A 24,424-nucleotide genomic window follows, 5' to 3' on the forward strand; every position below is an offset into this window, starting at 1 on the left:
CTCGACGCAACCTCTGCCTACACCCATCTCAGCGCGATCGCGACCCTTCCGGGCCGGCGGTGAACCGGCTTCTTCTTCCCCGGATTCGCCCGCTTTTCACCACCCCCAGCGGCACCCGGTGACCAGCCGCCGCCCTATCCGAGCAGGTGGAGGTGGGGCGCCAGACGGAGTGCCGCGGCATCTTCGGTTGTCGCCCAGATGAAGTCGTCGTGTTCGGCGGGTTGAGGGTCACCGTGCCCGGCGTGGGTTCGGCGGCGTCGTAGACGCGGGCGTGGATCGTGAGCGGGCGGCCGTCGAGGTCGGGCCACGAGAGGCGGGCGCGTTCACCGAGGAGGCGGACGTGCAGGCCCGTTTCCTCGGCCACCTCGCGGACCGCGGTGGTCTCCGGGGCTTCGCCGGGCTCGGCGGTGCCGCCGGGGAGCTCCCAGTGCTCGCCGAGGAACGTGCCGGGCGCACGGCGAAGGAGGAGGACCGTGGCGCCGCGGGAGAGCCAGACGTAGGCGAGGAGCTTGGTGGTCATGAGAAGCCGCCGTTGGAGGTGAGGAGCTGGCCGGTGACCCAGGTGCCGTCGGGGCCGCAGAGGAAGGACACCAGGTTGGCGCAGTCGCGCGGGGTGCCGAGGCGGCCCAGCGGTGTGCGATCACGAAGGGCGGTGCGCAGGGGGCCGTCCATCCAGCCGGTGTCGGTCGGGCCGGGGTTGACGGCGTTGGCGGTGATGCCGCGGGGGCCGAGTTCCGCGGCGGCGGCCACGATCAGGCGGTCGAGGGCGCCTTTGCTGGCGCCGTAGGGGACGTTGTGGACCACGGCGTCGCTCGTCAGGGCGACGATGCGGCCGTTGCCGTGGGGTCCGCCGAATCGCACCGCGAACTCGCGCATCAGCAGCCAGCTCGCGCGCGTGTTCACCGCGAAGTGCCGGTCGAAGCTTTCGGGCGACGTGTCGAGGAGACCGGAGTCGACGGATTCGCAGTGCGCCAGCACCAAAGCCGTCACCTCGCCCAGAGAAGAAGCCACGCGGTCGAACAGCAAAGCCGGTGCCGCAGGATCGGCCAAGTCCGCTTCGACCGAGAAATCCCCGGCCCGCACCGGATCCGCGCCCCAAGGCATGCGCGCGTCGTAGGCCTGCCAGTGCGTGCACGCGACGAGCCAACCGTCCGTCGAGAGGCGTTCGGCGATGGCCGCCCCGATGCCCGCGCGTCGGCCGACGCCGGTGACCAGGGCGACCGGGCGCTCACTCTTCAATGGCCCCGCCCACGGCGCGCAGGTGCTCGCGGAAGGTCAGCGCGGGGTTGGCCTCGCGGGCGCGCAGGAACTCGGCGAAGCGCACCTGCTCGCGCAACGTCTTGCCACCGCGGATGAGTTCGGCCTGGCGGCGCTCGGTGTCGCGAATGGACTCCGCGAGGCGGAACACGTCGTCGGCCTCGGCGGCGGGCATGAAGACCACGCCGTCGTCGTCGCCGAACACCAGGTCGTCCGACGTGACCTCCCACTCGCCGACGCGCGCGGACTCGAGCGCGTTCGCGGCGCGGTCGGTGAGCGAGAGCGGTCCGGTCGGCAGGGACCCGAGGCTGAACACGGGCAGCCCGATCGCGCGCAGGTCGGCGGTGTCGCGGTGCAGGCCCCAGATCACGATGCCGGACGCGCCCGCCGTCGCGGCCTCGATCGCCACGAGGTCGCCGACGCAGCTCTCGTCGAGGCGCCCGCCGTTGTCCACCACCAGTACGTCGCCCTCCGCGGCGCTCATCAGCGCCTCCAGGAACACGTCGACGCTGCCCGCGTGCCGCGCCGGCAACACCCGCCCGGCCACACGCCCACCGATCGCCGCCCGCGTGCCCGCCGGCGCACAGCGCACCTGCAACCGCGCGCGGATGCAGCCGTCGGTGAGGTGCGCGGTGGTGAGCGTTTCGAAGCGGCGCCGCAGCTCGTCGTTCTTCATTTCGTTCAGGCCTTTCTCGCAGCGAGCTGGAAGACGTTGCCGGACGGATCCCGCACCATGGCACGGAAATCGCCGTACGGAGTCTCGCGCGCAATGTCTTTGGCCCCGGCTTCGCCGGGGCGTGCGAGATCGCCTTTGAGCCGGCTTCCGGATGTGGGCGGTCGGATCGGCCGGGGGCCGATCGAACCACCCACATCCGGAAGCCGGCGCGATCTCGCAGGTGGGTCGGCTTTGGGCGGGTGTCTTTTGCTGTGGTGCTCGGAGATCTTCGGCGGGCTGGGTCGGGGAGCGCGTGTGGCGGGAGGTCCGCACCCGGCTCGCGGTGCCGGACAACCCCGTGGCCGAGGTGCGGCGGCTGGGCGGTCCGGTGGCGGCGTGCGCGGGCGAGCCGGGGTCGAAGACACAGGTCCAAGATACAAAAGCCGCCATAAGTGCCGAAAGGGACTTATGGCGGTGCGGCGCTTTGGTCCTTATATCCGATTTCATCGGGTTTTTGGTTGAAGTCCTGGTGAATTCCCGGGCGGGAGGTGGTCTCGACCCCCTGTTTCTTCACGTTCCGCACGCATAATTCCGTCCCGGTAGTCCGAACGAGTGGCAGGAGTGTGCGCGTGCCGGGGTCTGTACGTGCCCGTTGGGTGGTGGGGGCCGCGGGTGTCGTGGTCGCCGCCGCTGCCGTGGGAATCGCCTTCGCGGTCTGGCCCGACGGGGCGTCCGCGCAGGATCCGGAGATCCAGATCTCCCGCTCCGCCTGTGGTCAGGGCTGGACGGACCCCAAGCCGGGTCCGCAAATCTTCAACCTTCACAACACTGGCGCCGTCACGTCGGAGGTCGATCTGATCGACCCGAAGACCGGCGTGATCTACGGCGAGGTCGAGGGTCTCGGCACCGGGACGACCAGGCCGATGTCGGTGACACTCGGTAATGGGCTGTACGCCTTCCGGTGCCTGCCGGAGGACTCGTCCGCGATCGTGGGCCCGACGACGACCGTCAGTGGCGGCGCCGAGCGCGGCCCGGGTGTCGCGGCGGTGACGCAGAACGACCTTCTGCAACCGCTCAAGGTCTACGAGGCCAAGGTGACGCAGGGGCTCGACACACTGGTCACCGACGTCGGCGCGCTCAAGGACGCCGTGCACCGCGGCGACCGCGGCGCCGCCGAGTCCACCTGGCTCACCGCGCACCTGACCTACGAGCGCCTCGGCGCCGCGTACGACGCCTTCGGCGACTCCGACGGCGCCATCAACGGCACGACCGCCGGCTTGCCCGGCGGCACCTCCGACCCGGACTTCACCGGCTTCCACCGCCTCGAGTACGGCCTCTGGCACAACGAGGACATGGGCTCGCTCGGCGGCGTCGTCGACCAGCTGTCCTCCGACGTGCAGGACCTGCGCACGGCCTTCCCCCAGAGCCAGGTCGACGCGAACGACCTCGGCCTGCGCGCCCACGAGATCGTGGAGAACGCCCTGCAGTTCGAGCTCACCGCCAAGACCGACTACGGCAGCGGCACCAACCTCGCCACCACGCGGGCGAACCTCGACGGCGTGCAGACCGTGCTCGACGTCCTGCGCCCGGTGCTCGCCCCGCGCTACCCCGCACTGTCCGGTGTGGACAGCTGGATGAAGCGGACCGAAACGACCCTCGACGGCGCCCGCAAGCCCGACGGTTCGTGGACGCCCGTGTCCGCGCTCACCGCGCCACAACGCCAGAAGATCAACGCCGACGTCAGCGAGCTCACCGAGCGGCTCGCCCCGATCGCGGCCATCGCCGAACCCAGGAGGGTTTCGTGACCGCCAAGCCCGCCCAGCCGGGGGAGTCCTCCCGCCGGACGTTCCTGCGCCGCACCGTCGTCGGTGCCGGCCTGACCGCCGCCGCGGGTGTGGGGGTCGGCTCGGTCGCCGCGAGCGCCGCCGACTCCGGCTCCGGTTCCGTCGCGTTCCACGGCGACCGCCAGGCCGCGATCGTGCGTCGGCCGCCCGCGCAGAGCGTGGTGGCGTCGTTCGACGTCGTGGCCGACAACAAGGCCGAGCTCACGGACCTGTTCAAGGAGATCACCGACCGGGCCCGCTTCCTCACCACCGGCGGCGCCCCCGCGGCGCTCGGCATCACCGCGCCGCCCGCCGACTCCGGCGTGCTGGGCCCGGTCGTGCCGGCGGGCAACCTCGGCGTGGTGCTCGGCGTCGGCTCGTCGCTGTTCGACGACCGCTACGGTCTCGCGGCGCTCAAGCCGAAGAAGCTCAAGCCGATGACGATGTTCCCCAACGACGCGCTCGACGCCGCGCAGTGCCACGGTGACCTGTCGCTCGTGCTCTCGGCGGACAACACCGACACCGTGCTGCACGCGCTGCGCGACATCGCCCGCGCCACCCGCGGCGGGATGCAGCTGCGCTGGAAGATCAACGGCTTCGCCTCGCAGCCGCGGCCTTCCGGCACTCCGCGCAACCTCATGGGCTTCAAGGACGGCATCTCGAACCCGACCGACGCCGAGTACGACAAGCTGGTCTGGCTCGGCGAGGGCAGCGGCGAGCCGGCGTGGACCAAGGGCGGCAGCTACCAGGTCGTGCGGCTGATCCGGATGCTCGTCGAGTTCTGGGACCGCGTGTCGCTGACCGAGCAGGAGAACATGTTCGGCCGCCGCCGCGACACCGGCGCGCCCCTCGACGGCGCCGACGAGCAGGACGTGCCGAAGTACGCCGACGACCCAGTCGGCACCGTCATCCCCCTCACGAGCCACATCCGCATGGCGAACCCTCGCAAGCCGGAGACGGATTCCAGCCGGATCCTGCGCCGCGCGGTCAACTACGACCGCGGCGTGGACACCAACGGCAACCTGAACATGGGCCTGATCTTCACCTGCTACCAGCAGGACCTCGAGCGTCAGTTCGAGGCGGTCCAGAAGCGGCTCATCGACGAGCCGCTGGTCGATTACATCTCCCCGTTCGGTGGCGGCTACTTCCTGGCGCTGCCGGGGGTGACCGGTCCCGACGACCACTACGGACGGGCTTTGCTGGCCTGACCGTGTTCCCGCAGTTGCAGTTCCCACCACGAAGTCATCGAAATCAGGAGGATTCCCCAGTGGACAAAGGAATCGGCAGACGGCGTCGCCGTTCACGCGGGCTGATCGGCGCGGGTGCGCTCGCTTCGGCCGCCGTGTTGGCGATCGTCACCGGCTCCGCGGCGTCGACCGCAGACGCCCAGGCGCTGCACACGCTGCCGGCGTCGTGGCTGCCGACGCTCACCCCGATCAAGCACGTCGTGGTGATCTTCGGCGAGAACATCTCGTTCGACCACTACTTCGGCACCTACCCCAACGCGACCAACCAGGACGGCACGCCGTTCAAGGCCGCGAAGAACACCCCGAAGGTCAACGGCCTCGACAAGAAGCTGCTGAACAACAACCCCAACGCCTACGACCCGAAGCGCCTTTCCCCCGACCGGGCGCTGACCTGCGACCAGAACCACTCCTACGGTGCTGAGCAGGCCGCGTTCAACGGCGGCAAGATGGACAAGTTCGTCGAGAAGACCGAGACCGACAAGTGCACGGGGCAGCCGATCCTCTACGGCGCGCCGGGCCTGGTCATGGACTACTACGACGGCAACACTGTCACGGGCTTGTGGAACTACGCTCAGAACTACGCGATGAGCGACAACTCCTACAACACGAACTTCGGCCCGTCGACCCCCGGTGCGCTCAACCTGATCTCCGGCCAGACGGGCGGGGCGCAGGCGCTCACTTCGGTGACGCACCAGCCGACCACCGACTCCTACGCCGTCGTTTCCCCGGACAAGAACGGGATCGGCACGGTCATCAACGACCCTGACCCGGCGTACGACGACTGCTCGGACAAGAACCACACCGCCACCGAGAACCTCGCCTCGCTGCAGGGCAAGAACATCGGTGACATGCTGAACCAGCGCCACGTGACCTGGGGCTGGTTCCAGGGTGGCTTCAAGCCGACCGGCACCCAGAACGGGTTCGCGGTCTGCGGTGCGCAGCACAACAACGTCGGCGGCATCCCGGTGACGGACTACAGCCCGCACCACAACGCGTTCTCGTACTACAAGTCGACGTCGAACCCGCACCACCTGCCGCCGTCCTCGGTGCAGGCCATCGGTCAGACCGACCAGGCCAACCACCAGTACGACATCAGCGACTTCGACGCTTCTCTGAAGGCCGGCTCGATGCCCGCCGTGAGCTACCTCAAGGCCCCGGCCTACGAGGACGCCCACGCGGCCAACTCCGACCCGCTCGACGAGCAGCAGTTCGCGGTCAGCGAGATCAACAAGATCCAGCAGTCGCCGGAGTGGAAGTCCACCGCGATCGTCCTCGCCTACGACGACTCGGACGGCTGGTACGACCACCAGAAGTCCACGATCGTCAACGGGTCGAACGACGCCGCGCAGGACCAGTCGGTCTGCACCGGCACCAAGACCAAGCTGGGCACGACCGCGGACCGCTGCGGTTACGGCCCGCGTCTGCCGCTGCAGGTCATCTCGCCCTACAGCAAGGTGAACTTCGTCGACCACACCCGCACCGACCAGACCTCGGTGCTGCAGTTCGTGGAGGACAACTGGTTCACCGGTCGCGTCGGCGGTTCGTCGTTCGACTCCCGTGCCGGCGGGCTGTGGAACATGTTCAACTTCTGGTACCCGCAGGCGGGCAAGCTGCCGCTGGACCCGAAGACGGGTGCGGCCGTCAAGAACGGGCACCACTGAACACCGCGTAGTACCCAGTAACACCAGCAGTACCCAGCACCACTCCGAAGGCCACCGGGTTCGTCGAATCCGGTGGCCTTCGGCCGTTTCCGGGCTCGCCTGCTGTGGGCGACGAGACAGCGGGCGGCGGTAGCGAATCAGGTAACCAACTGGTTGGATAGTACATGGGAGGTAGAAATCATGTCCGGTCCGTTCGTTTTCATCGCCACCAACAGCGTGGTCCCCGGCAGGTTCGACGCCGAGAAGGACCGCGCGCCCGGCTGGGCCCGGTTCGTCGAGGACCATGAGCCGCGGCTGATCGCGTTCCACGAGTACGCGAACGCCGACGGCACCGAGGTCGAATTCGTGCAGATCCACCCGGACACCGACTCGTTCGAGCACCACATGCGCGTGCTCACCGAGCACGCCGACCCGGCGTTCCGGGAGAACCTCACGGCCACCACGAACATCCGCGTCCACGGCACGCCCACCGAGGCGATCTTGACGATGCTGCGTGACCTGGCCGGCGCGGGTGTGCCGATCACCGTCTTCCCGCACCACCTGGGCGGCTTCACGCGCGCCTGAGCACATTTTCGCGGCGATTTTCCGGCAGGGGGCAACAGTTCGGAAATGCCCCTTGCGCTCGGACGGCCGCACTGGTCCAATCCCCGCCATGGCCACGTGGACCGAAACGCCGCGACTGCGGCTGCGCCGGTTCACGCCCGCCGATGCGGGCGTGCTCGCGGATCTCCACGGTGATCCCGGGGTGATGCGCTTCATCGACGACGGCAGTCCGGTGTCCCGTGAAGTCGTCGAGGGCATGACACTTCCGGGTTTCCTCGCGGAATACCGGGATCTGCCCGCGGGACTCGGGTGTTTCGCCGCCGTGAATTCGGAGACGGACCAATTCGCCGGGTGGTTCTCGGTGCGGCCGGCGACGAGCCGTGGACTCGGGGGAGGCGGTATCGAAGTCGGCTACCGCCTGCTGCCCGCGGTGTGGGGGCGCGGGTTCGCGACGGAAGGGCTGCAAGCGGTGCTTCGCAAGGCATTCGCGGAACTCGGTGTCGAGCGGGTCGTCGCGACGACGATGACGGTCAACACCCGTTCCCGTCGCGTGCTCGAGAAGGCGGGGCTCAAGCTCGTGCGCACCTTCTTCCTCGAGTGGCCGGAATACCTGGAAGGCGCGGAACACGGCGATGTCGAGTACGCGCTGTCCAGAGAGGAATGGGTGTCCAGCACCGCGCGACATTAGTCGACACGATAGGGTTCCCCCAGGCACGTCCTGTAGAAGGTGAAGGAACGACGAACCATGGCGCAGAAGGTTCACGTCGAGATGGTGGACGACATCGACGGCAGCATTGCCGATCAGACCGTCCCCTTCAGCCTCGACGGTGTGAGTTACGAGATCGATCTGTCCGAAGACAACGCCGCCGCGCTTCGTGATGAGCTCGCGCGCTACGTCACCGCTTCCCGCCGCGTCGGGGGCCGCAAGGTGCGCATGGCCGCCGGGCAGGCGCCGCGGGCGACGTCGTCCGCCGCCGATCGGGAGCGCAACCGCCTCATGCGGGAGTGGGCCGAGGCCAACGGCTTCAAGGTGTCCGACCGGGGCCGGCTCCCCGCGGAGATCGTGAGGGCCTTCGAAGAGCGTGAAGAAGAGATCGACGAGGTCGAAGAGGCTCCCGCCAAGCCGGCCCGCAAGCGTGCGCCGCGCAAGAAGGCGAACGCCTGAGCCGAGCTTTCCGTGAAAGGGGTCCGTCACCGCGGTGACGGACCCCTTTCGGCGTTTGCTGGGATGCTTCGCCCGCCACGGCGGAATCACCGGGCGGTGTAGCAGTGATGACACGCGACGACCGTGGTGATGGCCACACGACGGCGGCGCCACGCGCGGGGTAGGGTAGCCAAGCCTAAATGTCCTGTGAGTGAAGGTAACCGACTGTGGCCGAGAGAGCCCGCCCGAGAACACTCTCGCTGACGGCGGGGCTCGTGGTGCTCCTGGTGGCGCTCGTGCTCGCCGCCGCGCTGAGCATCGCCGTCGGATCGCGCGGGTTGTCGTTCGGCACCGTCCTCGACTCCTTGTTCCACTACGACGCCTCGAATCCCGATCACCTCGTGGTACACGAGCTGCGCCTGCCGCGCACGCTCGTGGGCGTGCTGGCGGGTGTCGCGCTGGGACTGTCCGGCGCCGTGATCCAAGGTGCCACGCGCAATCCGCTCGCCGACCCGGGCCTGCTGGGCGTGAACGCGGGCGCCGCGCTGTTCGTGGTGCTCGGCATCAGCACGCTCGGTATCACCACCGTCACCGGTTACGTCTGGTTCGGCTTCGCCGGTGCGGCTGCCGCCGCAGTGGTCGTCTACGGGATCAGCGCGCTCGGGCGAGTCGGCGCCACACCGGTGAAACTGGCGCTCGCGGGCGCCGCGGTGACGGCGGCGCTGCAATCGGTGACGAGCGGGCTGCTGCTCACCGACACCACCACGTTCGACCAGTTCCGCTTCTGGCAGGTCGGGTCGCTGACCGGGCGCGACGCATCGACGATCACGCAGGCCGTGCCGTTCATCGTGGTCGGCGTGGTGCTCGCGCTGGTGTCCGCGCGGATGCTCAACGCGCTGGCGCTGGGTGAGGACGTCGCCCGCGCGCTCGGGCAGAACGTCGCCGTGGCGCGGGCGATCTGCGCGCTCGCCGTGGTCGTCCTCTGTGGATCGGCGACGGCCATCGCCGGCCCGATCGCCTTCGTGGGGCTGACCGTGCCGCACGTCGCGCGGCTGATCACCGGGCCCGACCACCGGTGGCTCCTGCCGTACTCCGCTTTGCTGGCGCCGTTGCTGCTGCTCGTGGCCGACGTGATCGGCCGCGTGATCGCGCGCCCGGCCGAGGTGCAGGTGGGCATCGTGACCGCCGTGATCGGCGCGCCCGTGTTCATCGTGCTGGTGCGGCGCCGGAAGCTGGTGAAGGTGTGAACCCGCCGCAGGCGCTCCCCGACGCGCTGAAGGCGGTCTCGGCCGCCCGTCGCCAGGGCGCGGCGCGGGTGTGGCTCGTGTCGATCGTGCTCTTCGTGCTGCTGGTCGGAGTTTTCGCGCTGTCCCTGGCCGTCGGTGACTTCGACGTCCCCTTGGGACAGCTGCCCGGCATCCTCTTCGGCGACGGCACGGGCGGCGGCGCCTACGTCGTCACGCAGCTGCGGCTGCCGCGTGCCGTGGCGGCTGTGCTGGTGGGTGTCGCGTTCGGACTCGGCGGCGCGCTTTTCCAGCGCCTGCTGCGCAATCCGCTCGCCAGCCCCGATGTGATCGGCGTGACGCAGGGTGCCAGCGCCGCCGCGGTGATCTGCCTGGTCCTGTTCGGGGTGTCCGGTCCGGTGCTCTCGGCCGCCGCGTTCGTCGGCGCGCTGCTCACCGGCGTGATCATCTACGTGCTCTCGCGCCGCGGCGGCGTGAACGGCTACCGCCTCGTGCTCATCGGCGTCGGAGTCGGCGCGGTGCTCGCCAGCATCGTGTCGTACCTGATGACCTGGGCCGACGTGACGCTGGCGCAGCAGGCCCTGGTGTGGCTCACCGGAAACCTCAACGGCGCGAGCTGGGACAAGGTGGTGCCGCTCGCGATCGCCCTCGTGGTGCTCGGGCCGGCCGCGCTGTTGCTCAGCCGCGCGCTCACCGGCCTGCAGCTGGGTGACGACACCGCGGCCGGGCTCGGCCTGCGCGTGGAACGCATGCGCCTGCTGCTGCTCCTCGTCGCCACCGCGCTCGCCGCGTTCGCCACGGCGGCGGCCGGGCCCGTGAGTTTCGTGGCGTTCGTGGCGAACCCCGTGGCGACGCGGCTCGTGGGCGGCGCCCGCGTCGGCCTCGTCGCGCCCGCCCTCACCGGCGCGCTCGTGACGTTGCTCGGCGACTTCGTCGCGCAGCACCTGCTCGGCACGCAGCTGCCGGTCGGTGTCGTGACCGGGGCCGTCGGCGCGCCGTACCTGCTGTACCTCCTCGCCACGGCGAACCGGGCCGGCCGAGTCTGAGAGAGAAGGCGCGTGAAACCGACGACACCCACCCTGCACACCGAAGGTCTCGAGCTCGGCTACGGGCCCGTGACCGTGGTGAAGGACCTCTCGGTGCGCATCCCCGAGGGCAAGGTCACCATGATCGTGGGGACCAACGCGTGCGGTAAGTCGACGCTGCTGCGCGGCCTGGCGCGCCTGCTCGCGCCCTCGGCCGGTGCGGTGTTCCTCGACGGCGAGCGCATTTCCTCCTTGCGCAGCAAGGACGTCGCCCGGGTGCTCGGTCTGCTGCCGCAGTCGCCGACGGCGCCGGAGGGCATCACGGTCGCCGACCTCGTCGGCCGCGGCCGCTACCCGCACCAGGGCGTGTTCCGCCGCTGGAACGACGAGGACGACGACGCCGTGGCGCGCGCGATGCTGGCCACCGACACCGTGGAGCTGGCCGGCCGGCCCGTCGACGAGCTGTCGGGCGGGCAGCGCCAACGCGTGTGGATCGCGATGGCGCTCGCGCAGCGCACGCCGTTGCTGCTGCTCGACGAGCCCACCACGTTCCTCGACATCAGCCACCAGGTCGAGGTGCTCGACCTGCTCGCGGACCTCAACCACAACGACGGCACCACCGTCGTGATCGTGCTGCACGACCTCAACCTCGCGGCCCGCTACGGCGACCACCTCATCGCCATGAAAAACGGGTCGATCGCCGCAGAGGGAGCTCCCGGCGACATCCTCACCGCCGAGCTCGTCGAGGACGTGTTCGGCATGCCCTGCCGGATCATCGCCGATCCCGTGTCCGGCACCCCCATGGTCGTCCCGATCGGCCGCCACCGCGCCGGTATTCCCACCACACAGCCCTAGGAAGGAACACCCCACGATGGCCAGATGGACCAAGGTCCTCGGCGTCCTCGCCGCCGCCACGCTCCTGGGCGCGTGCAGCCAGCCCGCCAACACGACCACTTCGGGCGTCGGGGACAAGGATGTCGCCACCGGCGGCCGCCTGTTCTCCACGGCCGACTCCGAGACCGCCAAGCTGAAGGCCGACGTCGGCCCCGGCGTCTTCCCGCGCACGGTCACCCACGCGCTGGGCCAGACGAAGATCGAGAAAGCGCCCACCCGCGTGGTCGTGCTCGACAGCGGTGAGCTCGACGACGTGCTGGCGCTGGGAGTCACGCCCGTCGGTATGGCCACGACCGCCGGCCAGACCGGCGTGCCGAGCTACCTCGCCGACCGAGTCAAGGGCATCCCGACCGTCGGTGACGTCAGCAACCTCAACCTCGAGAAGATCGCTTCGCTGCAGCCGGACCTGATCCTCGGCAGCAAGCTGCGCGCCAACGACCTGTACCCGCAGCTGTCGAAGATCGCGCCGACGGTGTTCAGCATCCGCCCGGGCTTCCCGTGGAAGGAGAACCTGCTGCTGATCGGCGCGGCGCTGGGCCAGGAGAACAAGGCCGTGGCGGCGCTCAACGCGTACCAGAAGAAGGCCGACGAGGTGAAGGCCGGGATCAAGGGCAACCCCAAGATCTCGTTGCTGCGCTTCCACTCCACGGGCATCCGGATCTACGGTGACCTGTCGTTCATCGGCGTGATCTTCAAGGATGTCGGCCTGCAGCGGCCGGACAACCAGCACATCAACGAGCTGGCCAAGCAGATCTCGCGCGAGCGCATCGACGAGGCCAACGGCGACTGGATTTTCTACTCCAGCTACGGCGCGGGGCCGAACGCGGACGAGAAGGCCGTGACGAGCAGCGGGCTGTGGGCCGGCCTGAGCGCCGTGAAGTCGCAGCACGCCATCCGTGTCTCCGACGAGGTGTGGTTCCTCGGGCTCGGCCCGATCGGCGCCGACCACGTGCTCGACGACCTGAAGAAGTACCTCGGCTGACCGCTTCTCCGCTGTGGCACCGAGCAGGCCTCCCCGGGTGATCCCGGGAAGGCCTGTCCGATTGTGGCGTCAGGCGCCGCAGTAGATCGTCTTGAACTGCTGATAGTTGCCCAGCGCCTCCGGGCCCAGCTCACGGCCGATGCCGCCGGCCTTCACGCCGCCGAACGGCGCGACGGGGTCGGGCAGGTAGGTGTTCACGCCGATCGTGCCCGTCTCGACGCGCCGGGCCACGGCATGCCGCGGTCGGCGTCGGTGGTCCGAAGATCTCCTCGCGCGAGATCGTGGCGGAGTTGTCCACGTCGGCGAAGATCGGCGGGATCTCACCGATCCGCTGCTGGCGGGGCGCGGCATCGCGGCCGTGGCGGCGCGCTGGGGGATCACGGACCAGCCGTGGCTTTCGCGGGCGTTCCGGGCGGAGTACGGGTGACGCCCTCGGGGCTTCGGCGGCGGATGACCGGGTCTTAGCGGCCCAGTCGCGCGTCGAGGTCGATCTTGCCGCCCACCGCGTCGAGGATCGCGCGCAGCGCCGTCTTCTCCTGCAGCGTCCGGCCGTGCTGGTCGGCGTGCGCGCGCATGAGGTTGCCGATGTGGCGCTCGGGGTTGCTCCAGTTCGGCCAGCGGCGGCGCGCGATCGTGGCCAGCTCGGCGAAGTCGGGGGTTTCCGGGGTGGTCGCGTCGAGCAGCCAGTTGAGGTAGGTGCGCAGCACGGCGACCGGGAAGCTGCCGGGGTGGCTGAGCGCGCCGTGGCCGGGCACGAACGTGCGGACGGTCGGGAAAGTCTTGTCCAGCCAGTAAAGCGCGTCGAGCCAGCCGGGGATCGAGCCGTGCAGCGCCATCGGCGTGGAGCCGACGGAGAGCAAGTCGCCCGTGAACAGCGTGCCGGTCTTGGGCTCGAACGCCACCAGATCGCCGTCGGTGTGCGCGACGCCGGGGAACGGCACGACCTCCACGACCACCCCGCCGAGGTCGACCTCGCGCGGCGTGGTGACGGCGTGCACCGCCTCGGGTTCGGGCGCTTCGAGCGTGCCCCAGTTCTTGCAGTCGAACGTGTCCTCGTACCGCTGCGGCCCCGCCCGCACCGCGGACACGGCCGACTCGGCGGCGAGGATGCGCCCGCCATTGCGCAACGCCACGCCGGCGCCGTTGTGGTGCGCGCCGTGGGCGTGGGTGAGCACGAGCGTGAGCGGCATTTCGACGGTCGAGTACTTGCGGACGTCGGAGACCAGGTCGAGCGTGTCCCGCTCAGTGCCGCACGTGTCGACCAGCATCACGCCGGACCGGCCGCGGATCCAGCCGCAGTTGGACACGAGCCAGTCGGTCGGGCTGCGGACGTAGGCGACCACGCTCGGGTCGGAGTACCTGAGCGGCACGATGTTTCGCCTGATGGCGGGCATGGGGTCCCCCTCGTGGGCTGCGCCGCCGTGATCCCGGACCACTGCATGGTAGTGGATCACTGGCCCTCTGAATGGTATAGACCAGGTGGGCGTATGTCAGCAGGCTGCGAGCCCACCGTGTGCTACGTCGCACAGCCCGGGCCGATTCCTCCCTACGCCGACGGGCAGACCATACCTCCGGTTCGAACTTCCCTCAGGTCGGCGACTTATGGTGACGGTGTGGTCACTTCTCGTGAGGACGTCCCCGCCTCTCGGCGCCGAGGTGGTGCCGCCGAGCGGGCAGGCGCACCAGGCGATGGACTTCGACCCGGACCAGTTCGTGGGTGCGGTCCAGAACTTTGGTACTGCTTCCGGCGCTTGACTCGCCTTTGTCAGCTTCGTGCGTTGACTCCTCGGTGACCAGCCGCCTACAGTCCGTTCAATCTGTTGAACCCCGTTCATATCTGTGAATGACGAGGTGTGTCGTGCGGCGCTGGTTGCCCGTGGTGTTGGCCGTGGCTCTGAGTTTGGCGTTCACGCCGGCGGTTTCGAGCGCCGCGAAGGACGCGGGGCGGGTGCAGACGGACCTCGACGCGGGGTGGCGGTTCGTGCGGGCCGATGTGCCCGGAGCGGAGAAGCCCGGGTTCGCCGACGGGTCGTGGGAGCGCACGAGTGTGCCGCACACGTGGAACGCGCTCGACGGACAGGACGGCGGCGGCAACTACTACCGGGGCGCCGGCTGGTACCGCAAGCACGTCACGCCGCCGCGAACCGCGCAGGGCAAGCGGTTGTGGCTGCAGTTCGACGGCGTGAACACCGTCGCCGACGTGTGGGTCAACGGGGTGCACCTCGGGCAGCACCGCGGGGGTTACGCGACGTTCCGCTTCGACGCCACCGACGCCCTGAAACCCGGGCGCGACAACGTGATCGCGGTGCGCGTGGACAACTCGGCGCAGGCCGATGTCGCCCCGCTCAGCGCGGACTACACGTTCTTCGGCGGCATCTACCGCGACGTCTCGCTGGTGGCCGTCGACCCGCTCGCCGTGCGGATGGACGATTTCGGCGGCTCGGGCTTCTATCTCACGCCGCGCGAGGTGACGGCGGAGGCGGCGAACGTCGACGTGGTCACCAAGGTGCGCAACAGTTCCGGCGCCGGCCGCGAGGCATCCGTGCGCACGACCGTGGCCGACGCCCGGGGTCACGTCGTCGCGCAGGCCACGTCGGAGCCGCAGCAGCTCACCGGTGACGCCGACATCAAGCAGCAGCTGGGTATCGCCAAGCCCCACCTCTGGCAAGGCAAAGCCGACCCGTACCTCTACCACGCGACCGTCGACGTGCTCGACGCGCGCACCGGTCGCGTCACCGACACCGTGAGTCAACCGCTGGGGCTCCGGGAATCCACAGTGGACTCCGACGAGGGATTCTTCCTCAACGGACAGCACGTCGCCCTCCACGGCGTCAACGCGCACCAGGACCGCCTCGACGAAGGCTGGGCCGTGGCCGACCGGCAGCGTGACCAGGACTTCGACCTCATGGACGAGATGGGCGTCAACGCGCTGCGCACCGCGCACTACCAGCAGTCGCAGCACGTCTACGACCTCGCCGATCAGCGCGGGTACGTGGTGTGGGCGGAGATCCCGCTGGTCAACGGCATCACCGACAGCGCCGCGTTCCGCGCCAACGCCACCCGGCAGATGTCCGAGCTCATCCGCCAGAACTACAACCACCCGTCCATCGCGTTCTGGGGCATCGGCAACGAGCAGGCCAAGAACGACGACGTCACCAACGGCATCCTCCAAAGCCTCGCCGACCAGGTGAAGGCCGAGGACCCGGCGCGGCTTTCCGTGTACGCCAACCACAAGGGCGGGCAGGACGCCGTCTCCGGCCACGCGGACCTCGCGGCCTACAACAAGTACTACGGCTGGTACGACCTGTCCGCGCCCGGCCCCGGCCCGTGGACCGACCAGCTGCACGCGGCCGACCCCGCGCGCAAGATCGCGATCAGCGAGTACGGCGCCGGCGGCAGCATCTACGACCACGTCGAGAACTCCACGGTGAAGCCGCCCGTGATCCCGTCGCGCGTGCACCCCGAGGAGTACGAGACCTTCGTGCACGAGAACTCGTGGAAGCAGATCGAAACGCGGCCCTACCTGTGGGGCACGTTCGTGTGGAACATGTTCGACTTCGCCTCCGACGGCCGCACCGAAGGCGACACCCTGGGCCGCAACGACAAGGGCCTGGTCACCTACGACCGGCAGGTCCGCAAGGACGCGTTCTACTGGTACAAGGCCAACTGGACCACCACGCCGTTCGTCTACCTGACCAGCCGCCGCTGGACCGACCGCACGACCGCGGCCACCACGGTGAAGGCGTACGGCAACGGCGTGGACACGGTTTCGCTCACCCTGAACGGAAAGCCGGTCGGCACGCCCGCCGCGTCACCCGATCACATCTACACCTGGCCGGTCACCCTCGAGCCCGGCAAGAACGTCGTGAAGGTGACCGGAGTCCGCAAGGGACACTCCTACACGGACACCGTCACCTGGACGCTGGCGCAGTAGCAGGGCGGAAATCCGTGCGGTAGCGGCTGGGCGCGACACCGACGTGGCGGGTGAAGTGCTGCCGGAACGACACCGGTGAGCCGAACCCGCAACAGCCCGCGATCTCGGCGACGGGCAGGTCGGAGCTTTCCAGCAGCTGCTGCGCCCGGGCGATGCGCTGGTCCAGCAGCCAGCGCACGGGCGTGGTGCCCGTCTCGGCCACGAACCGCCTCGCGAACGTGCGCTCGGACATCGACGCCCAGCCCGCAAGCTCCGCGACCGTGAGCGGCCGCCGCAGTTCCCGCAACGCGCGTTCCCGCACGGCGGCCAGCGGTTCCTCGTCGCGCGGCGGCGTGGGCACCGTGATGAACTGCGCCTGCCCGCCCGAGCGGAACGGCGCCGTGACCATGGCCCGCGCGATTCCCGCCGCGACGTCCGCGCCCTGCGTGATCCGCACGAGGTGCAGGCACAGGTCGATGCCGGCAGCGACACCCGCCGACGTCCACACGCCGTCGCCGCCCGCGTACAGCACGCCGGGGTCGACCCGCGCGGACGGATGCCGCCGCGCGAGCTCGGTCGTGAAGCGCCAGTGCGTGGCGGCCGGTCGCCCGTCCAGCAACCCGGCCGCACCCAGCACGAACGCGCCCAGGCATAGCCCCGCCACCTGCGCCCCGGCCCGATGGGCGGCGCGCAACGCGGCCAGCAGCTCCGGCGCGGGCTCGGCATCGACGTTCGCCAGGCCCGGAACCACGACGACGTCCGCCGTGCGCAACCAGGCGAACGTCCGCTCGGGCTTCAGCACGGCCCCGCCGGCCAGCTCCACCGGCTCCTTCGTGGCCGCGCACCGGCGCAGCTCCGCCCCGGGCCCGCTGCGCGCACCCCACACCTCGTCGACCACCGCCGTGTCGAACAGCCGGGCCCCGTCGAACAGCACCAGCGCGATCTTCTGCACGGTTCCACAGTAGCTGGCAGGATCTCATCGATGAACGACGTCACTGCCACTCACTGCTCGCCGGCGCGCCGGGGCAGGATGGCGGCATGACCACTTTCTCGCTGCGCCACCTGGGCGGACCGACGTCATTGATCACCTACGGCGGGGTGCGGTTCCTGACCGACCCGACGTTCGACCAGCCGGGCGAGTACCCGGTCGGCAACCGCGTGCTCGTGAAGACGACCGGGCCGGTGGCGAGTCCCGCCGAGGTCGGCGCCGTGGACGCCGTGCTGCTGTCGCACGACCAGCACGCGGACAACCTCGACCGCGGCGGGCGCGAGTACCTGGCGACGGCGCCGCTCACCCTCACGACGACGTCGGGCGCCGAGCGGCTCGGCGGCACGGCGCGGGCGCTGCCGAACTGGACACACGCGGACGTCGGGGGAGTGCGGGTGACCGGACTGCCGGCTTTGCACGGGCCGGAAGGCGCCGAGGCCAAGGTCGGTGAGGTCACGGGGTTCCTGCTGTCGAAAGACGGCCTGCCGACCGTCTACGTCAGTGGTGACAACGCCTCGCTCGACCGTGTCCGCGAAATCGCCGGTCGCTTCGGGCCCGTGCCCATCGCCGTCCTCTTCGCCGGTGCCGCGCGCACGCCGCTCATCGACGCCTACCTGACCCTTGAGTCCACGGCCGCCGCCGAAGCCGCGGAGATCCTGGGCGCCGAAGACGTGGTGCCGCTGCACTTCGAGGGCTGGGGACACTTCACGCAGGGACCGGAAACGCTGGCGGAAGCCTTTGCCGCCGCCGGCAAGCCGCGGCTGCACCTGCTGGAGCCAGGCGCTGAGGTCACCCTCGGCTGAACGTCGATCGCGCGAGGGCGACCGCACCCAGCGCGACCGCCTTGGCGCCGCCCCGGGCCAGCCGCACCTCCACCGGAGAGCCCGACAGCAGGGGGTGCTCGGTCAGCGCCTCCTGCATCGGCTTCTCCAGCAGCGCCCACGAGTTCGTCACGGAGCCGCCGATCACGGCCGTCGCGATGCCGAGCAGGCCGCACGCGTGCGTGATCGCCTCGCCGAGGAAGCGCCCGGCGTCGGTGAACACCGCCGACGCGGCCTCGTCGCCGTCGAGGGCGGCGGCCGCGACGGACTCGGCAGGCAGGGAAACCCCCGTCGCCTCCGTGTAGCGGCGGGCCAGGGACCGGCCGGACGCGTAGGCCTCCAGGTGACCGGTCTGCCCGCAGGTGCACGGCGCCGGTCCGTAGGTGCCGACGTGGCCGATCTCGCCGGCGCCCGTGCCGCCGCCGTGCAGCAGGGTGCCGTCCACGTACAGCGCGCCGCCGACACCCGTGCCCAGCGCGACGCCGAGCACGTGCCGGTCCGTTGTGGACAGCTCGCCCAGCAGGAACGCGTTCACGTCGTTCTCCGTCACCACCGGCACGCCGCCCAGCCGGGCGGACAGCCCGGCGTTGACGGCCGTGCCTGCCCAGCCCGTGAACGAGTCGCCGGTGACCACGATCGTCCCGGTCTCCGGCTCCACCACGCCGGCCGCGCCGACGCCGACCCCCGCCAGTTCGCCGGGCGCCAGCGACAACACCAACGCGGCCGCCCGGTCCAGGATCGCCGCACCGCCCAGGTGCGCTCCCGAATCCGCCGACGCCGACGCCACCTCCCGGCCGTCGGCATCGCACACGACCACGAGCGTTTTCGACCCGCCGATGTCGACCCCGGCCCACACTTCGCTCACGCCGCGGGATCCACGTCCGCCAGCGCGTCCCGACGGCTCCGCTGCACCGCGGGGTCCGGCACGGGCGAGGACAGCAGCAACGCCTGCGTGTACGCGTGCGACGGCTCGCGCAGCACCCGCGCGGCCGGCCCCTGCTCCACCAGCCGGCCCCCGCGCAGCACGCCGACGCGGTCGCACAGGCTGTCGACCACGGCGAGGTCGTGGCTCACGAACAGACAGCCGAACCCGAACTCCTCGTGCAGCCGCTTGAACACGTCCAGCACCACGGCCTGCACGGACACATCGAGCGCGCTCGTCGGCTCGTCCGCGATCAGCAGCTTCGGCCCCAGCACGAGCGCCCGCGCGAGGCTGACGCGCTGCCGCTGCCCGCCGGACAGCTCGTGGCCGTAGCGCTCCATCAGCGACTCCGGCAGCTCCACGGCGTCGAGCAGCTCGCGCACGCGCCGTCGCCGCTCGGACCGGCCGGCCGAGGTGTGCATGACCAGCGGCTCGGCCACGGTCTGGGCCACCGTCATCCGCGGGTCCAGCGAAGACGCCGGGTCCTGGAACACCGCCCCGATCTGTCGCCGCACCGCCCGCGCCGAGCGTCCGGTACCGCGTGGCAGCGGCCCGCCGAGCACCTCGACCCGGCCCGACTTCGGCGTGACCAGGCCCAGCGCGCAGTTACCCAGCGTCGTCTTGCCCGAGCCCGACTCCCCGACCAGCCCCACGATCTCGCCCGGCCTGACGTTCAGCGACACCGAGTCCACGGCCCGCTTCCCGCCGTACTCCACCACGATGTCCGTCAATGCCAGCACCGGCTTCTCCGGCGCCGCAGCGGCTTCGGCATGCTCGCCCGTGCCCAACCGTGGCACGGCAGCCAGCAGCTCACGCGTGTACGCGGCCTGCGGCGAGGAGAACAGCTCGGCAGTCGGAGCCTCTTCCACCAGCCGTCCCGACCGCAGCACGAGCACGCGGTCGGCGACGTCCGCCACCACGCCCATGTTGTGCGTGATCAGCAGCGTCGCCGTACCTTCCGTCGAACGGATGTCCCTGAGCAAGTCCAGGATCTGCTGCTGAACGGTGACGTCCAACGCGGTGGTCGGCTCGTCCGCGATGATCAGCTTGGGCCGTGCGGCCAGCGCGATCGCGATCATCACGCGCTGGCGCAACCCACCCGAAAGCTCGTGCGGGTACTGCTTCAGCCGCGCCTCGGGCTCTGGTACCCCGACGCGTTCCAGCAGCTCCACACACCGCGGGTGATAGTGCTTGTGCCGCCGCTTCCGGGGATCGTGGTTGCGGATCGCCTCCGCGAGCTGAAAACCGATGCGCAGCAAGGGGTTCAGCGCCGTCATCGGCTCCTGGAACACTATGCCCGCGCCCTGCCCGCGCAGCTTCCGCAGCTCCTCGCCCCGCAGCTCCAGCACGTTGTGCCCGGCCAGCTCGATCGCCCCGGACACCGAGGCCGACTCGGGCAGCAGTCCCAGCACCGCGAGCGCGGCCGTGCTCTTGCCCGAGCCGGATTCGCCGACCACCGCCACGATCTCACCCGGCTCGACCGTCAGCGACAGCCCGTCGACGGCCGGGTCACCGTCCCCGTAGGACACCCGCAGGCCACGGATGTCGAGCACCGGCTCGCTCATCGCCGTCCCTTCACCGCGAACGCGTCGCGCAGTCCGTCGCCCAGGAAGTTGATCGCGCACACCACGAGCACGATCGCGATGCCCGGCGGCAGGATCAGCCACCACGCGCCGTCGAACGTGTAGGTGATGCCCTTCGACAGCATCGCGCCCCAGTCGGTGTCCGGCGCCGGCACGCCGAGGCCGAGGAAGCTCACGTACGCCACCAGCAGGATGGCATCCGCGATCTGGAACGTCGCGTTCACCACCACCGTGCCGATGGCGTTGGGGATCACGTGCCGGAACACCACGCGCGTGCGGCTCGCGCCGAGGACCGTGATCGCGCGGATGTAGTCGCGTTCGCGCAGGCTCACCGTCTCCGCGCGCATCAGCCGCGCCGGCACCAGCCACGACACACAGCCGATGATCAGCGCCAGCACCCCGACGCTCGGGGTGACCAGCGTGGCCGCCACCAGCAGCAGGAACAGCGCGGGAATCGCGACGCCGGTGTCGACCACGCGCATCAGCACCGTGTCGAGCCAGCCGCCGGTGTAGCCGGCGAGCGCGCCCCACACCGCGCCGATCGCGGTCGCGATGAGCCCGGCCAGCACGCCGATGATCAGCGACGTCCGCCCGGCCACCATCAGCCGGCCGAGCACGTCGTAGCCGAGGTCGTCGGTGCCCAGCGGATGGCCGCTGCCGGGCCCGAGCCGCGCGGCCGCGAGATCGGTGTGCGACTGGTCCGTGCCGTAGAGCAGCGGCCCGAAGAAGCAGAACAGGATCACCGCCAGCAGCAGGATCGCGCCGACGAGCGCCGTGCGCCGCGCGAACACTCGCGAAAGGACGGTCAAGACCGCACCCCCTTCACCCGCACGCGCGGATCGATCACGAGCTGCACGACGTCCGCGAGCAGCGAGCCGATCACGGTCGCCACGGCGATCACCAGCACCACCCCGAGCAGTACGGGGAAGTCGGCGTTGCGCGCGGCCGTCCAGAACAGCAGGCCGACGCCGGGATAGTTGAACATCGACTCCACCACCAGCGAACCGCTGAACACCACCGGCACGTAGTAGCCGAGCATCGAGACCACGGACGTCAGCGAGTTCGGCCACACGTGCCGCCAGATGATCGTGCGCTCCGGCGTGCCCTTCGCGCGGGCGGTGCGCACGTAGTCCTCGGCGAGGTTGTCCAGAGTGGACGCTCGCATGTACCGGCTGAACGCGGCCAGCGCCGCCCCCATGCCCGCCACCACCGGCAGCACCAGCGAGCCGGGTTGCGAGAGCAGCTCACCGATCGTCTCGCCCTGCGCGGCCTGCGCCGGGAACAACGGGAGCACCTGCGCGAACACGATGATCAGCACCAGCGAGAGGAAGAACACCGGTGTCGCGTAGAGCAGGAACGTCACGCCGGTGGTCACGTGGTCCGCGGCCTTGCCGCGCCGCACCGCCTGCCACACGCCCACCGGCAGCGCCACCACGATCGCGAGCAGCGTCGAGATCGCGGTGAGCAGCAGCGTTTTCGGCACGCGCTGTTCCAGCAGCGTCGAGACGGGGGAGTTCTGCGTGTACGAGTCGCCGAGGTCGCCGTGCAGCAGGCGCACCAGGTACTCCCAGTACTGCACGGGAAGCGGCTGGTCGAAGCCCTGGGCCTTGTTGAACGCGTCGATCTGCTCCTGCGTGGCCTTCACGCCGAGCACACCACGCGCCGGACCACCGGGCAGCAGATGCAGCAGCACGAACGTGACCACGGTGACCAGCAGCACCACGACCACGGCCAGCACGAGCCGCTTGAGGAGGTAGCGGGTCATGTCCTCACCTCGTCCAGTACCAGCGCTGCGGCTGCAGCCCGGCCAGCGGATCCTGGTTCACCCCGCGCAGCGCGGTGTCGATCGCCGACACCTGGTACGGCGGGTTGGGCAGCCAGAGCACGGGCAGCTGCTCGGCCAGGTAGGCGCTGTAGTCGAGCATCGGCTGATCGCCCGTGGCCAGGTTGGTCGCGGTGATCAGCTCGTCGGCGTGCTTGTCGGCGTAGCTGCCGAAGTTCGTGCCCGCGTCGGTGGCGAACAGGTCCTCGCCGCTGGGGTTGGCGGGGAAGTACCAGCTGCCCTGCGTGCCGAAGTACGACAGCTGCCACGAGCACGACGGCTCTTCCGGCTTGCACGCCGTGCCGTTGGCCAGCACGGTGTTCAGCGGCTGCGCGTTGATCTTCAGCTCCACGCCGATCTTCGACAGCTCCGAGCGCAGCTCCTGCATCGTCCCGTCGGTCTCGTCGGAGCCCGACTCGGTCAGCATCGTGAGCGACAGCCGTGTGCCGGCGTTGACACCTTCGCCGCACTGCGCGGGTCCGTTGCCGGGCGCCGCGCACTCGAGGATGCCGTCGGAGCCGGGTTTCCAGCCGTGGCGGGTGAGCAGCTCGCGTGCCGCGTCGAGGTCGAACGGGTACGGGTTGGTCTTCTGCCGCGCCGACAGGTACTTCACGTCGTTGTCCTGCGGCACGGGGCCGTAGTCCACGCGGGCCGTGCCGCGCCAGATCACCGACGTGATGCTGTCCTGGTCCACGGCGTGCTGCAGGGCCTGGCGCACGTACAGCTGCTTGAACGCGGCGCCCAGCTGCGGGTTGTTGAAGTTGAACGGCGAGTACGTGATCGACCAGCCGTTCCACGGTTCGATCCGGTAACCCTGCGCCTCGAGTTTCGGGCTTTGGCCGAGGTTCGTCGTCGGCACGTAGCCGTAATCGACGCCACCGGCGCGCAGCACGTTGTACTCGGCCGAGGAGCTCGTGAACGTCAGGAACTGCACGGTGTCGAGCTTCGCCGCGTCCGGCCCGGTGTACTTCGGGTTCTTGTTCAGCGTCACCTGGCCCGCCGCGGTGAACCCACCGAGCGTGAACGGCCCGTTCACGACCTTCCACAGTGGATTCGCCGAGTACGTGCCGAGCTGCTTCGCCTGCCCCACCAGGAAGTCGAACACCTGCTTGGCGCCGGCCGGGTCGCGGTCGAAGTCGCCGACCGGGCCGCCCGCGCTCGTGCGGTCCCACGCCTTCTGTGGCATCGGCACCACCAGGCTGAGCTGGTTGGCCGTGAACCAGTCGGCGTTGTAGGGCTTGTCGAGGGTGAGCGTGAACGTGTGGTCGTCCACCGCGTGGAAGGCCTTGATGTTGTCGGGCATCAGGCCTTCGGAGTACTTGCCCCAATTGTCCTTGCCCGCGCGCACCAGGTTGAGCCAGAACTCGACGTCGCGGCTGGTCAGCGGCGTGCCGTCGGACCAGGTCAGCGGCTTGAGCGTGATCGTCACGGTCAAGCCGTCGGCCGAGTAGCCCGGCGGGTTCGCGGCGCTGGAGGGATCGTCGAGCGTGACCGAGCCCGAGCTGCCGTCGTAGTTGTACAGCGGCACGTACAACTCGTTGCGGACGACGCCGTTGTAGCTCGCGCCGTAGCCGGGGATCGAGATCGGCAAAATCCAGTTCGGGGTCGCCGACGGGGGCAGCGCGAACCGCGCGCTGCCGCCGGTCACCGGCTTGCCCGCGCCACCGCCGTGTTGCTCGCGGCTCGTCGCGCAGCCGGAGAGCGCCAGCGCGGCGGCGAGCGTGACCCCGAGCGCGGCGCGCCACCGGTGTCGAGCCATCCGCATCACTTCCAACATCCTTGGTGTAAGTCGATGTCGAGGGACTGGGCGTGTTCTTGGTTGCCGTGTAATGTCGCATGCGCGTTGGAAATTGCCAAGAGGTGATTTCGGGGGCAAGTTTCCGGACAGTTACATCAGACA

At 70.0% G+C, this 24,424-nt stretch carries 22 protein-coding genes and 1 pseudogene; 12 read left to right on the forward strand and 11 right to left on the reverse strand.

The features are described 5' to 3' along the window. Positions 1-134 precede the first annotated feature (134 nt). The 3 genes and pseudogenes from AB0M56_RS35385 to AB0M56_RS35395 form a co-directional block, all read right to left on the reverse strand. Positions 135-520 (reverse strand): annotated as a pseudogene (locus tag AB0M56_RS35385) (NUDIX hydrolase). Further along, on the reverse strand, positions 517-1,239 hold the full coding sequence (locus tag AB0M56_RS35390) for an SDR family oxidoreductase (protein ID WP_364184486.1): 723 nt from the start codon (positions 1,237-1,239) through the stop codon (positions 517-519). The pseudogene AB0M56_RS35385 and the gene AB0M56_RS35390 overlap by 4 nt, the downstream one beginning before the upstream one ends. Further along, the gene (locus tag AB0M56_RS35395) at positions 1,229-1,933 is read right to left on the reverse strand and encodes an RraA family protein (RefSeq protein ID WP_364184488.1); all 705 of its coding nucleotides are present in this window, start codon (positions 1,931-1,933) and stop codon (positions 1,229-1,231) included. The genes AB0M56_RS35390 and AB0M56_RS35395 overlap by 11 nt, the downstream gene beginning before the upstream one ends. 608 nt (positions 1,934-2,541) lie before the next feature. Here AB0M56_RS35395 and AB0M56_RS35400 point away from each other — a divergent pair. The 10 genes from AB0M56_RS35400 (at position 2,542) to AB0M56_RS35445 (ending at position 12,475) form a co-directional block, all read left to right on the forward strand. Beyond that, positions 2,542-3,717, forward strand: coding sequence for an EfeM/EfeO family lipoprotein (locus AB0M56_RS35400; RefSeq protein WP_364184491.1), 1,176 nt, complete (start codon positions 2,542-2,544; stop codon positions 3,715-3,717). After that, complete coding sequence (locus AB0M56_RS35405) at positions 3,714-4,943, forward strand: Dyp-type peroxidase (protein ID WP_364184494.1); 1,230 nt, start codon at positions 3,714-3,716, stop codon at positions 4,941-4,943. The genes AB0M56_RS35400 and AB0M56_RS35405 overlap by 4 nt, the downstream gene beginning before the upstream one ends. A gap of 59 nt (positions 4,944-5,002) precedes the next feature. Then, positions 5,003-6,643 (forward strand): alkaline phosphatase family protein, encoded by a 1,641-nt coding sequence (locus AB0M56_RS35410; protein WP_364184497.1) that lies wholly within the window; start codon positions 5,003-5,005, stop codon positions 6,641-6,643. Between the two features lie 180 nt (positions 6,644-6,823). Further along, the gene (locus AB0M56_RS35415; protein WP_364184500.1) at positions 6,824-7,207 is read left to right on the forward strand and encodes a hypothetical protein; all 384 of its coding nucleotides are present in this window, start codon (positions 6,824-6,826) and stop codon (positions 7,205-7,207) included. A gap of 88 nt (positions 7,208-7,295) precedes the next feature. Further along, positions 7,296-7,874: a GNAT family N-acetyltransferase gene (locus AB0M56_RS35420; protein ID WP_364184502.1), complete on the forward strand. Its 579-nt coding sequence runs from the start codon at positions 7,296-7,298 to the stop codon at positions 7,872-7,874. Between the two features lie 57 nt (positions 7,875-7,931). Then, positions 7,932-8,351, forward strand: a complete 420-nt coding sequence (locus tag AB0M56_RS35425; RefSeq protein WP_364184505.1) for an Lsr2 family protein — start codon at positions 7,932-7,934, stop codon at positions 8,349-8,351. 206 nt (positions 8,352-8,557) lie between these two features. Continuing rightward, positions 8,558-9,577, forward strand: coding sequence for an iron chelate uptake ABC transporter family permease subunit (locus tag AB0M56_RS35430; RefSeq protein WP_364184507.1), 1,020 nt, complete (start codon positions 8,558-8,560; stop codon positions 9,575-9,577). Then, positions 9,574-10,620 carry an iron chelate uptake ABC transporter family permease subunit gene (locus AB0M56_RS35435; RefSeq protein WP_255638390.1) on the forward strand — a complete coding sequence of 349 codons (1,047 nt, stop codon included), beginning with the start codon at positions 9,574-9,576 and terminating at the stop codon, positions 10,618-10,620. Before AB0M56_RS35430 ends, AB0M56_RS35435 begins: the two co-directional genes overlap by 4 nt. A 33-nt stretch (positions 10,621-10,653) precedes the next feature. Next, positions 10,654-11,454, forward strand: coding sequence for an ABC transporter ATP-binding protein (locus AB0M56_RS35440; RefSeq protein ID WP_364184611.1), 801 nt, complete (start codon positions 10,654-10,656; stop codon positions 11,452-11,454). 16 nt (positions 11,455-11,470) lie between these two features. Beyond that, positions 11,471-12,475: an iron-siderophore ABC transporter substrate-binding protein gene (locus AB0M56_RS35445; RefSeq protein ID WP_364184510.1), complete on the forward strand. Its 1,005-nt coding sequence runs from the start codon at positions 11,471-11,473 to the stop codon at positions 12,473-12,475. 69 nt (positions 12,476-12,544) lie between these two features. Here AB0M56_RS35445 and AB0M56_RS35450 read toward each other — a convergent pair whose 3' ends face one another. Then, a complete protein-coding gene (locus AB0M56_RS35450; protein ID WP_364184512.1) occupies positions 12,545-12,706 on the reverse strand; it encodes an aldehyde dehydrogenase family protein in 162 nt (53 codons plus the stop codon). A 230-nt stretch (positions 12,707-12,936) separates the two neighbouring features. Beyond that, a complete protein-coding gene (locus AB0M56_RS35455; protein ID WP_364184515.1) occupies positions 12,937-13,869 on the reverse strand; it encodes an MBL fold metallo-hydrolase in 933 nt (310 codons plus the stop codon). Positions 13,870-14,363: 494 nt separating this feature from the next. On the opposite strand from AB0M56_RS35455, the gene AB0M56_RS35460 reads away from it, so the two are divergent. Further along, positions 14,364-16,409 carry a glycoside hydrolase family 2 TIM barrel-domain containing protein gene (locus AB0M56_RS35460; protein ID WP_364184518.1) on the forward strand — a complete coding sequence of 682 codons (2,046 nt, stop codon included), beginning with the start codon at positions 14,364-14,366 and terminating at the stop codon, positions 16,407-16,409. Here AB0M56_RS35460 and AB0M56_RS35465 read toward each other — a convergent pair. Beyond that, the gene (locus AB0M56_RS35465; RefSeq protein WP_364184521.1) at positions 16,387-17,340 is read right to left on the reverse strand and encodes a helix-turn-helix domain-containing protein; all 954 of its coding nucleotides are present in this window, start codon (positions 17,338-17,340) and stop codon (positions 16,387-16,389) included. The two genes, AB0M56_RS35460 and AB0M56_RS35465, sit on opposite strands and share 23 nt — an antisense overlap. Before the next feature lie 86 nt (positions 17,341-17,426). Here AB0M56_RS35465 and AB0M56_RS35470 point away from each other — a divergent pair, with 86 nt between their 5' ends. Beyond that, positions 17,427-18,179: an MBL fold metallo-hydrolase gene (locus AB0M56_RS35470; RefSeq protein WP_364184523.1), complete on the forward strand. Its 753-nt coding sequence runs from the start codon at positions 17,427-17,429 to the stop codon at positions 18,177-18,179. Here AB0M56_RS35470 and AB0M56_RS35475 read toward each other — a convergent pair. The 5 genes from AB0M56_RS35475 to AB0M56_RS35495 are packed head-to-tail and all read right to left on the reverse strand — an operon-like array spanning position 18,166 to position 24,283. Further along, a complete protein-coding gene (locus AB0M56_RS35475) occupies positions 18,166-19,062 on the reverse strand; it encodes an ROK family protein (protein ID WP_364184526.1) in 897 nt (298 codons plus the stop codon). The genes AB0M56_RS35470 and AB0M56_RS35475 overlap by 14 nt on opposite strands. After that, a complete protein-coding gene (locus tag AB0M56_RS35480; protein ID WP_364184528.1) occupies positions 19,059-20,684 on the reverse strand; it encodes an ABC transporter ATP-binding protein in 1,626 nt (541 codons plus the stop codon). The genes AB0M56_RS35475 and AB0M56_RS35480 overlap by 4 nt, the downstream gene beginning before the upstream one ends. Then, entirely contained in the window at positions 20,681-21,511 is an 831-nt protein-coding gene (locus AB0M56_RS35485; protein ID WP_364184530.1) for an ABC transporter permease, read from the reverse strand. The genes AB0M56_RS35480 and AB0M56_RS35485 overlap by 4 nt, the downstream gene beginning before the upstream one ends. After that, entirely contained in the window at positions 21,508-22,467 is a 960-nt protein-coding gene (locus AB0M56_RS35490) for an ABC transporter permease (RefSeq protein WP_364184533.1), read from the reverse strand. Before AB0M56_RS35490 ends, AB0M56_RS35485 begins: the two co-directional genes overlap by 4 nt. Positions 22,468-22,471: 4 nt before the next feature. Next, positions 22,472-24,283 carry a peptide ABC transporter substrate-binding protein gene (locus AB0M56_RS35495; RefSeq protein WP_364184535.1) on the reverse strand — a complete coding sequence of 604 codons (1,812 nt, stop codon included), beginning with the start codon at positions 24,281-24,283 and terminating at the stop codon, positions 22,472-22,474. Positions 24,284-24,424: the final 141 nt, after the last annotated feature.

It is taken from the genome of Amycolatopsis sp. NPDC051372, assembly GCF_040682095.1.
Classification (GTDB): domain Bacteria; phylum Actinomycetota; class Actinomycetes; order Mycobacteriales; family Pseudonocardiaceae; genus Amycolatopsis.